At 55.8% G+C, this 9,718-nt stretch carries 8 protein-coding genes and 1 pseudogene; 3 read left to right on the forward strand and 6 right to left on the reverse strand.

The features are described from left to right. Positions 1–446: 446 nt before the first annotated feature. Entirely contained in the window at positions 447–1,010 is a 564-nt protein-coding gene (locus Q363_RS28140) for a hypothetical protein (protein ID WP_035357289.1), read from the forward strand. 226 nt (positions 1,011–1,236) lie between these two features. Beyond that, complete coding sequence (locus Q363_RS28145; RefSeq protein WP_157467733.1) at positions 1,237–1,455, forward strand: hypothetical protein; 219 nt, start codon at positions 1,237–1,239, stop codon at positions 1,453–1,455. Between the two features lie 582 nt (positions 1,456–2,037). Here the strand turns inward: Q363_RS28145 and Q363_RS28155 are convergent. The 5 genes from Q363_RS28155 to Q363_RS28170 form a co-directional block, all read right to left on the reverse strand. Beyond that, a complete protein-coding gene (locus Q363_RS28155; RefSeq protein ID WP_035357295.1) occupies positions 2,038–2,892 on the reverse strand; it encodes a DUF4262 domain-containing protein in 855 nt (284 codons plus the stop codon). 267 nt (positions 2,893–3,159) lie between these two features. Next, positions 3,160–3,453: a hypothetical protein gene (locus tag Q363_RS28160; RefSeq protein ID WP_051979448.1), complete on the reverse strand. Its 294-nt coding sequence runs from the start codon at positions 3,451–3,453 to the stop codon at positions 3,160–3,162. A gap of 140 nt (positions 3,454–3,593) precedes the next feature. After that, entirely contained in the window at positions 3,594–4,076 is a 483-nt protein-coding gene (locus Q363_RS47015; protein WP_425387796.1) for a tyrosine-type recombinase/integrase, read from the reverse strand. After that, positions 4,034–4,549, reverse strand: coding sequence for a tyrosine-type recombinase/integrase (locus tag Q363_RS44910; protein WP_245632528.1), 516 nt, complete (start codon positions 4,547–4,549; stop codon positions 4,034–4,036). The genes Q363_RS47015 and Q363_RS44910 overlap by 43 nt, the downstream gene beginning before the upstream one ends. Before the next feature lie 178 nt (positions 4,550–4,727). Beyond that, complete coding sequence (locus tag Q363_RS28170) at positions 4,728–8,423, reverse strand: DUF7948 domain-containing protein (protein ID WP_084080858.1); 3,696 nt, start codon at positions 8,421–8,423, stop codon at positions 4,728–4,730. A gap of 522 nt (positions 8,424–8,945) precedes the next feature. Between Q363_RS28170 and Q363_RS28175 the strand changes: the two are divergent. Beyond that, positions 8,946–9,428 (forward strand): annotated as a pseudogene (locus Q363_RS28175) (IS91 family transposase); the annotation flags it as partial. Here the strand turns inward: Q363_RS28175 and Q363_RS41420 are convergent. Continuing rightward, a partial coding sequence (locus Q363_RS41420) for a MerR family transcriptional regulator (RefSeq protein WP_211256398.1) occupies positions 9,425–9,718 on the reverse strand: 294 nt, incomplete at its 5' end. The pseudogene Q363_RS28175 and the gene Q363_RS41420 sit on opposite strands and share 4 nt — an antisense overlap.

Here is a 9,718-nt window from a genome sequence, read left to right on the forward strand (position 1 = left end):
CGCTCTTTGCGATTCAATCTCGCCCCGAGGCGCAACCGATCAAAGACGGATAGCTTGACCTTTGCCATGGCATGTTCTCCTTCTCAGTGAAATTGGCTAGGCTCGACTCGGTTGGCGATCATGACACAGGCTTTCCAACGGGGTCGAGATCGGCCTCTTTTCAGAGCGCAATCTCGCCACCAAACAATGGACCGCAGCAACCGAAATCAGACTTTTGAACGGGCACAATGGCACCAAGCAGACTGCGATCATAGCTGTCGAGCCAGCCTTCTTGAGTCTGCAACGCCCCTCTGGCACAGCGCAAGTTTCCGGGACTATGGACCCGCCAATGGAGGGCAGCAAACTTTTGAGCAAGTTCACTCGGCCAGCGGGGTTCGGCGGGTCGAACTTGCCGAAATCCCCGTTTTCATGCACCGGCAAGCACGCGGACTGCGATACTGAGGGCGATGACGACTGAGTATAAGTTTGGGAACCCAGAACCCGAGGATCGGGAATGGGTTTACGGGAATCTGTGGGCTGCGGAAGAAACAACGGGCGGAGGCCGCCGATTAGTAATTGCTCCATCGCGAGGACAGACCGACATCCTTGCCGCACTCCTCAAGGACATGACCGGACCGTTCTGGGTTCTCTATGTTCTCGTAGTTCCCCGTGGCCGAGGTGAGCCAGGCAGGTATCAAAGTCCCGAACCGCAAGCCGAAAGCAACGTCAGAACATTTTTGAATGACTTCTCAGGCTTCCTTGAGAAGGATGGCCGCCACAACGTGTGGATAGCTTCAGAGTCGGGCGCTGAGATGCTCATCTATGATCGCCACAATGCCATTTATGCGTACGGCCCTCTGAACGCTTGGAGGCCTGCTCTTTCAGCCAATGGATTCAGCGAAGTACCAGACATTCGCTTTCCATCTCCGCACTCACATCACTATCACCAGAGCCTTGATCCAGAAGAAGACCGGCTGTTCAATTACTGGGATTGGCACCACACCCCGCTGAAAGAGGCGGATGAGGAGTGAATCATTCCCGCAAAGTCTCGATTTCGGTAACTTGCTGGGAACTTTCTCAAAACCCTGTTTTCAGGAAAGTTCGGCGGTTGAACCGGAGAAGTTGAACTCTCTGGTCCCGGTGCGCGTAGGTGTCTCTAACGGCGAATTGTCCTAGTCTGCATAGACTGCGTGCAAAGAAGGGAGAGATGCCATCGCACCCATTTTGCTTTTTCATATCTGCGCGGGGACCTCGGGTATGCTCTCCGGCTTCGCAGCCGTATCGTTCCGCAAGGGTTCCCGCAGGCACCGCGCGGCGGGGAACGTCTTCGTCCTCTCGATGCTTAGTCTGTCTGTGAGCGGCGTATATCTGGCGATCGCCAGGCACGAACCGGGCAATATCATCGGAGGCGCACTGACATTCTATCTGGTGGCAACTGCATGGAGCGTCCGCCAGGCGCACGGATGGGGCAACTAGTCTCTCTGATTGGGGTGCATTCCCAATCGCCCTGGCTGTCATTGCAGTCACGGTGACCTACGGTTTGGAAGCAGCGCGTAGCTCGACGGGCCAAAGCCACGGATATCCAGTTGGGCCATACCTATTCCTTGGTTCCGTGGCCCTGGTTGCTGCCGCGGGGGACGTCCGCATGATCATGAGCGGCGGTATTTACGGCGCCAAACGTATCGCGCGGCATCTCTGGCGTATGTGTTTTGCTTGGTTTATCGCCTCAGCGTCCATATTCTTGGCACGCCCACACCTGTTCCCCGCCGTATTGCGCAAGACAGGCGCACTGTATTTCTTGAGTTTGCTACCGCTGGTCTTGATGGTCTTCTGGCTAGTCCGCGTCCTATTCGTGGGTAGACGAAACCCGAACGGAGCAGAAGCATGAAGCCTTCCCGATCCCTTGGCCGACCTTCGCGATTTCTGGTGGCCCTCTTGGGTAATTCTCCTTGTGCCTGAAAGTCGGGTTTTGAGCAAGTTCACTCGGCCAGCGGGGTCGGCGGGTCGAACTTGCCGAAATCCCCGTTTTGCGGTTTTGCGGGAACGAGGGAATGAGCACTAATCATCAGTGTCGGTTCTTTCATGTTTACTTCTTACCCAAGGCTCTCCTGGCTTAGCTCGCTCGGCCCACCAGCCCATAGGCAAATCAGCCAACTCGATGAGGCTAGAATCATCATCAATGGGATGGTGAAAGCACGAGATTACTGGGCCACCGCCATCAGACATGCTGTCGCCTAAGAACTGCCATGCGCCATCTTCTTCATCGTGGGAAACGTAGGTGACCGGTTCGCTTCCTTGGTGGACGCTCTTGGAGAGAAATACTCGGGTATGTGGAGGATCAGCGAACTTCCAATCGAACAAGCTGCTCTTCGGGTTAGCTGAGGCCCAGAAGTCGTCCTCAACCTCCGTCATCGGAGAGTCGGGCTGCATCAGAGGCTGAGCGAACGCCGGATCGAACCCATTCTCCCCCGGGAAGCGGTTTTCAAGATCGGGATAAACGGCTTGCAGTACAGGAAATTCCGAGTGATCGTAGTACCAGAGCGCCCATCCCATGAGGTGTTTGACCCACTTTGGATCCACCGGTCGGAACTCGCATTCGACCTCTCCGACCATCTCGCGATGCCGACCTTGGGTTAAGTCAGTGCCAGCACGCAGTCGGTTTGCTGCGTCGCTCAGAAGAACGAGCGCTGTCTTCTCTCGCAGACCTACAGTAATCACTTCCGGTTTTCCGGAGGTGTCGTAAACCCCGACTGTATAAGACCAACCTGCTCCTGCATTGCTGGCTTTCACTTGAACCACGCTACAACCGAATTGCTCAACGTTGCAGATCGTGCCCTCGTCGGTTTCGCTGAGACCCTCAGCTCGAAATCGGCGCGTGCGTTCTGTTTCAAACCTCTGTATTGCACCAGCCAAGAGCCTCTCCTCATTCGTAGTTGTTCTCTAGCATGCTCTCATTCTGATGGAGACTTTGCCAGTTTTCCTCCTGCAAAGTCACGTTCTCGGCAAGTTCGTGGAGGCCCTGGCACACCGCGTTTTTCGATATCGCCGCCTGCGCACGAGCGATGGGCTATGCGTCGTTCATCTGCCTGTCCCTCGCGTCACGAGCCGTCTTTCAGATGGCCGAGGCTCTGCGAATAAGGTCGAGTTTCTCCTGTCCAAGCCCGTGCAAATCGTGTTCGGTTAGGCGGCCGTCGCGAAGTAGTTGGGCAAACACGAGTGGAAGGATGGAGTGCGGTAGTCGTACCTTCGGTCAATCTCCCGCCGACGTTCCGTCAGCCAGCTTTCCAAATCCCACAGCTCCGACGGTTCCTCGATCCTCGCGGCTCGGCCTTTAGCTTCCTGGAGGAGAGCTTCCAATTCTTTGCCAAGCGCCAGGTCGAAGGCTCTGCGAGCAACTGTCTTCTCGGCATGAGACCACTTTAGTTCGTACATCGGGATGACGTTTTGAGCTGCCGAGTCCGGTGAGTTGGCCACTTCTGGGTCTCCCGCCGGATTCTATCGCTTTCAGTGCTCTCTAGCTTCTGCATTGAAACGGCCATTCTGATATCCCCGTTCGGGCGCTTAGTCGCGGTGCAAGTAAGCGGTAGCACTTCCGGATATGCCGGAAAAGTCACTTATGAGCCGCCTGGCGGTTCGATCCCGAGGTGATCGTTGACTGCCTGCACCAATCTCTGCCGCGAACCCAGGTATCGTTCTGTAGTTTCCACAGACCGGTGGCCGAGCAAAAACTGGATTTGTTCAAGTTCCCCTCCCGCGGAATGACAAAGCCGTGCGCAAGTCCTGCGCAAGTCGTGAGGCGCCAGATTATCAATGCCCACGAGTTTCGCGTATTCACGAACGACCCACCAGACCGCTTTCTCACTGAGGCGGTTACCCCAAACGTGGCCGGTCCTGCTGACACAGCGGAAGATGATTCCAGTGTCGATACCGGCGATAGCAAGCCATGAGTCAATAGCCACCTTCACCCAGGCCGGGACGGGAACGGTACGGACGTGCCCGCCCTTTCCAAACAGGTCGACGATCGCCCAGTGGCCGTCTCGTTGCTGAAGATGGCTTATACGGTGAGCCGAGTGAGTTCCGATCGACGTAGACCGCAGCCCAGGAGCACGGCCAACATCGCGTAGTTCCTTTTGCCTTTTACTGAAGCCCGGTCGGGAACGCCAAGCAGCTCTCTTCCCTGCGTGGACGTCAACCAGTTGCCGAGTCGAATACCCAGGCGCTTGGCACCTTTCACTCGCCGGATGCCCGCTGCGAGGTCAGGACTCAGCAATCCGTTGTCAGACGCTTCATACGCGAGCCGCCGGACAGCTGCGAGACGCAGGTTGATAGTCGCGGGGGCCAGTTGGCGGGATTCCAGGTAGTAGCGATACCGTAAGACTACGGTCCTGCCGAATGCCAGCCGAGGTCCCGAGCAATACCATCTGATGAAGTCATCGATGGCAAAGCCATAGGTCCGCTGTGAGGCGACTGATCCCAGGCTCTGAAGAACGGATGATTTGGAGTGGTCGAGGTCGGGTAGATGCAGGACGCTCCTAGGCGACCTGCGCTTGGGCTTGTTCCTCTGTCGCATGGCAGCGGTCTCCCTCACCGCCGCTCAATCATCTGCCCAGCCAAGTTGTCTTTGCTGAAAACCCCGTTTTTGGACAAGTGACTTTCGAGCGCTAAGGACTCCTCGTCAATAGGGCTCAGTTCAAAGATCCAGAATGGGATTATCGACACGAGCCGAGACTGAGTATCCTGCTGTCGACCTATTGCAAGACAAGAGTCACGTTTGTACTGTGGCTTACTGCGCCGCTGCTTGCGACCACCGGTACGGAGTATGTACCAGCAGGCGTTTTCTGGATGGTTTCGATAGGTGCGCTGGAGCCACTGCTCACCCCCGAGCATCCACTGAACACCAGGGAGCCAGTGAACAACACGATCAACCAGAGAACAAGTTGTGCGTTGCCAAATCGACGACGCGCTCGCGATGCTGCCGGCAGTAGTAAGAGGATTGCCAGTGCGCCTCGCGAAGAAGACCGACTCGAAGACTCGTGCTGCGGCCGAAGGGCTGCTCGAACCGTTTGCTGTGTTGTGATTGTTAGCGATACTGGGGTAGAAGTTGCACCTAAGGCAAAGCTCGCAGGAGTGAAGGCACAGGCGGCGTTGACGGGTAGGTTGGTGCAACTCATCGTGATGGTGCCGGTAAATGCGCCGTATGGTGTGATGCTTAGATTAAAATTGGCTGGCTGACCTGCCGGAATGGCGGCGGTACTTGATCCCGCGGGTGCCGGAAATAAGAAATCCGGCGCAGCGGATATGCCTGTGACCGTCACTGTTTGCGACGTGGCGCCTGCCGCGCTTATCGTGACTATTGCAGTCTCATCAGCTGCGCCCGTGGGGTTGAAGGTGACGGTGATGTTGCATGTTGTACTCACTGCAAGATTCGCACCGCAGGTCGTGGTCATGACGAAGTTGGCGGCATTCGGACCGCTTATGGCTAGGGCTATGTTTGACAGTGAAATGTCGCCGGTGTTTTGCAGAGTGAGCGTCTGCTGAACAGAGCCCCCTGCCGCCACTTTCCCAAAGTTGAGCGACGGGCTCGATATGTTGAACGCTGGCACTGAGGCCGTGCCGTTTAGTATCACTTGTTGCGGGCTGTCGAAGGCATTGTCAGCGATCTGGAGCGCTGCCTGTTTGGTTCCGGAAGTAGCTGGGTTGAATACGATGTTCACCGAGCAACTACTTCCTGCTGCAAGCTGATCACTACAAGTGGAGTTCGCGATAAAGCTCGATGCGTCCGTACCGGTAGCAACGATGCTTATGCCCGTCAACGCTTTTGTTCCGGAGTTAGTCACGGTCACGCCCTGTGCTGCAGATGCGCTTCCGACGGTCTGAATGGAAAAAGTGAGCGTCTTCGTCGAAAGACTCACTGCCGGCCCATCAATTCCTGTGCCTCTCAAAATTTGCATGTTTGCGGCCATCGGCGCGTTAGAGCTAATCAGCACATTGGCAGTCACCGCTCCTGTGACTTTCGGCGTGAACGAATAGGACACGGTGCACGCCTTGCCGGCATCCAGATTTCCCGTGCATGCATCTGCAGACGTGAGAGCAAAGACATCAGACGTTAGTCTCAATGATGAGATGGTCAGTGGGCCATCGCCACAGTTGGTAATGTTGAATGATCTTTGGCCTGTTGTACCCACTACTAGCGCTCCGGCCGAGGAAGGTCCAGTAAAGCAGACGCTTGGACCGGGGTTGGTTCCGTCAATCAAAGCAGCAAAGCCGTAACTATAAGAGTAGTTTGGCGGCGGCGGGGTAACGGCACTGAGCGAAGCATTCGGCGTTGTCGGAAAATCCTGCGATGCGATGCCGACAACGTGTGCCAATCCATTGGAATCGACTGCCAGGCCATTTATCTGCGAAAAGCCGGTCGTGCTGTTCACATAGCTGGAGAACAGCAGGTTGTGCATCATGGGATCAAACTTTGCAATGAAGCCGTCGCCACTGAACTGGTTACTATAGGTCGACTGCAACGGATGCACCAATGACGGTAGGAGAGAGCTGGTTGTCCCCGCCAGCCATACATTGCCACTCGGGTCCTGGCCGATACCATTAATATAGATCGTAGACCCCGAGGGGCCAAACATACTCGCGTAGAGTAGTTGCGTGCCGTCTCCACTCACCTTTGCAAAAAAGCTGGGAGAGCTAGGGAAGGTACTGATGGTCACGTCACTGTTATAGGCATCAGAGGTAACTGGGAAGTTCTTGCCAGCGACACCGGAGATCAGAACGTCGTGCTGCGGCGTCAAGGCCATTGAAAGGACTCTTCCGGTGCCCGCCAGGGTCGAGCTGAGAATCGCGCTGCCATCTGCAGATATTCGCGTGACGAACGGTGCATTATCTGAAGGGCTAATGAGACTAGTTTGATAGACACCCGATGTCGTCGGCCACGGAGTCGTTTTAGGGTCTGAGAATACGATTGAGCCCGCAGTACCCGCCATGTACACGACACCGCTCTCGTCAACGGCAAGACCGGTAGGCCCTACGCCACCAACCGATGCCGAGCCCAGTTCACCGACGATTGCACCGTAGCCGAGCGAACCGCTGGACGAGAGCTTAAGGAGGAAAGCGCCGGTGTGGCCGAAGCTAGGCGAAAAACTATGCAGAGCTCCAGCGGTCGTAGGAAGGTACGGAGATTCCGAGTTTCCCGCAACGTAAACATTGCCACTGGCGTCCGTCGTCAATGACATGGGACCGAGCGAGGATGTACCAGATGCCGAGGAATCGCCTCCGAGACGGCTTGAGAAATTGAGCGCCGAACCATCCGACGTCAACGACGTTAGAAAGCCGTCATTAAAGCTAGGAACTCCCGAAGAAATCGGATTCTTCAGAGGGAAGTCCGTTGAGGAAGTTTGGCCCGTCACGATAGCGTTGTTGTTCATGTCTACCGTTAGTGCGCTAGGCTGATCATGGCTAACGGAACCGTAAGGATTTACGCTGCCGCCAATGAACGTGGAGTAGATCACCGCGGTTCCCGTCGCGTTCAACTTGATCACATAAACGGCTCCTTTATTTGTGCCGCTGACGCAACTGCTGCATGCATTTGTTCCTCCATTCGCGGCAAAGCCCACGGACGCTACGCCTGAGATGTATGTGTTCCCCGCGGCATCAACCGCAACACCCTTCACGTAGACCGAGGCATCCCCCAGAAACGTGGAATAGTCCAGCACCGGATCGATCACAAGCAGCTTCGTTCGGTCATACGTTCCGAGGTGAAAACGTACGCCGCCGTTTGCGACTATGAACTTTGCTGCCACCTCATGACGCACACCATCACTGATCTGATAGGCACGCGGTTGACGCAGCGTCATTTGGCTCTGATCAAGTGAAACCTGCAAATCACCTGACTTAGTTACTTCTAACTTGCGCACGCCATCAAATTTTAGGCGAATGCTAGATGGCGTCGCGCCTGGATGCACGACGAAGTCATGCTCTACCTGCGACCCGGTCCCGTAATAGACGAGGTCAATCCCGTCGTATACCTCGGAATAGGTCACGCGGCCATACCGCGCGACATGGGTCTTCCAGGCGGAGGCGTCAATGCCCAGCAAATAGTTCGACTCGCCCTCAAGTTTTTCACCTGCAGTCGGTCTTGCATCTTTTCTCGCCCCGTCCAGTTGAATCGAAACCTGTTGCTGATGCCCATTTACAGGCGGCAGCGACAGGCGCATCTCCGTCGCCCTGATCTCGCCCAGCATAATCCCGGATCGGACGAGATAATCTATGCCGGCAACACTTTGACCTACGTTCTCCTCAAATGCCAGAGGAAGACGCTGGGTAAGAATGGTCGCAGGCTTGGCGCTTTGGGATGACGTTAGGGTAGTGAGGGCTTGTCCTACAGAGAAAAGCGGGAGGATGCAAAAGCAACCAAAGAGGCCCATACTGCGCAGAAAATTTGACATAGTACTCCAAACGAACAGGTCGTTATGATCTTGAATCTTCGGGAATACTAATAGATATGGGTCTCTCGCCCAAGAGAATTTCTCATAACGACGTCAAAGTCGCTCATTTCCTTCCCTCCACGTGCGTCACCGTGATGCATGAATAAAGTAAGCAAAGTCATTCTGATGTGCGCAAAGAATTATTCGATATGAAAAGAAACAGCGGTGAGGAATCTCGGTCCGTCCCCTGATCGGGGCTGCAAGGAGCCTTCGAGGATAAGCGCCAAGGAAAGCTCACCTCCAAAGTCACAGGAGAGTTCAGCGGGTCGTAGGCTATGCACCATCAGCTGCACTTGGACGAAAAGTCCGGTTTGCGGCAAGTTCGAGATCGAAGTTGCCGAAAACCCCGTTTGAACTAAGCCGTTGGCGCGGCGGACGCTGCGACAGTGGCTTTCCCCGGTCATTGTTGGCTGTGTAAGCCTCGGGGCACAGGAGATTCCCGTGACCTATCTTCGGCAGATGCTACTGGAGGAAGATCAGGCGATGAGCCGACCCACTCTCGAGGTGGCCGACATCGTCCGTCGAACGGGCAACAGATTCTGGGAACAGCACCAGTCGCATCTTGCATGGCCTCATCGCAAGGTGCTCGATGCCATCGTCCGATGCCGCACCGCGGCACTGGGCGGTCATCGCGATCAGTGCGTCCGCTGCGGCCATCAGGCCATCTCCTTCAACTCCTGCCGCAATCGGCACTGCCCGAAGTGTCAGGGGAACGCACGCGCCAAGTGGCTGGCTGCGCGTTCGGCTGAACTATTGCCCGTGCCATACTTCCACATCGTCTTCACTCTGCCGCACTCGCTCTCCGCTCTTGTCCTCCAGAACAAGCGGCTGCTTTACGATCTGCTCTACCGCTCCAGTGCCGCGACGATGCTCGAACTGGCTCGCGATCCGAAGCACCTGGGAGCCGACATCGGATTCCTCGGCGTGCTCCATACCTGGGGACAGAACCTTGAGCAGAACCCTCACTCATGATGCCTGGCATTATCATCTCCTTCATTTTCAGTAAACAAGGAAGGCGGATTTCCCGAACTACCCCCTTGCAGAACCAGCTTGCCTGTGCGGAAAAGCCTGTCGATAATGCTCCGAACTGTTTCGTTATTCAAATCCGCACGACGAATCTCCCAGGGAGCGCGAGGAGTGACCTGTTCACGCTTTAACAGGCCTGCCTCCACCAGCCGTTCGATGGTGCGATGACTCACTCTACATATCCGGGCAGCTTCGTTCAGGCTGACTGTCTCGGGATCGGGTAGCGCTCG

The sequence above is a fragment of the Edaphobacter aggregans DSM 19364 genome, assembly GCF_000745965.1.
Taxonomy (GTDB): domain Bacteria; phylum Acidobacteriota; class Terriglobia; order Terriglobales; family Acidobacteriaceae; genus Edaphobacter; species Edaphobacter aggregans.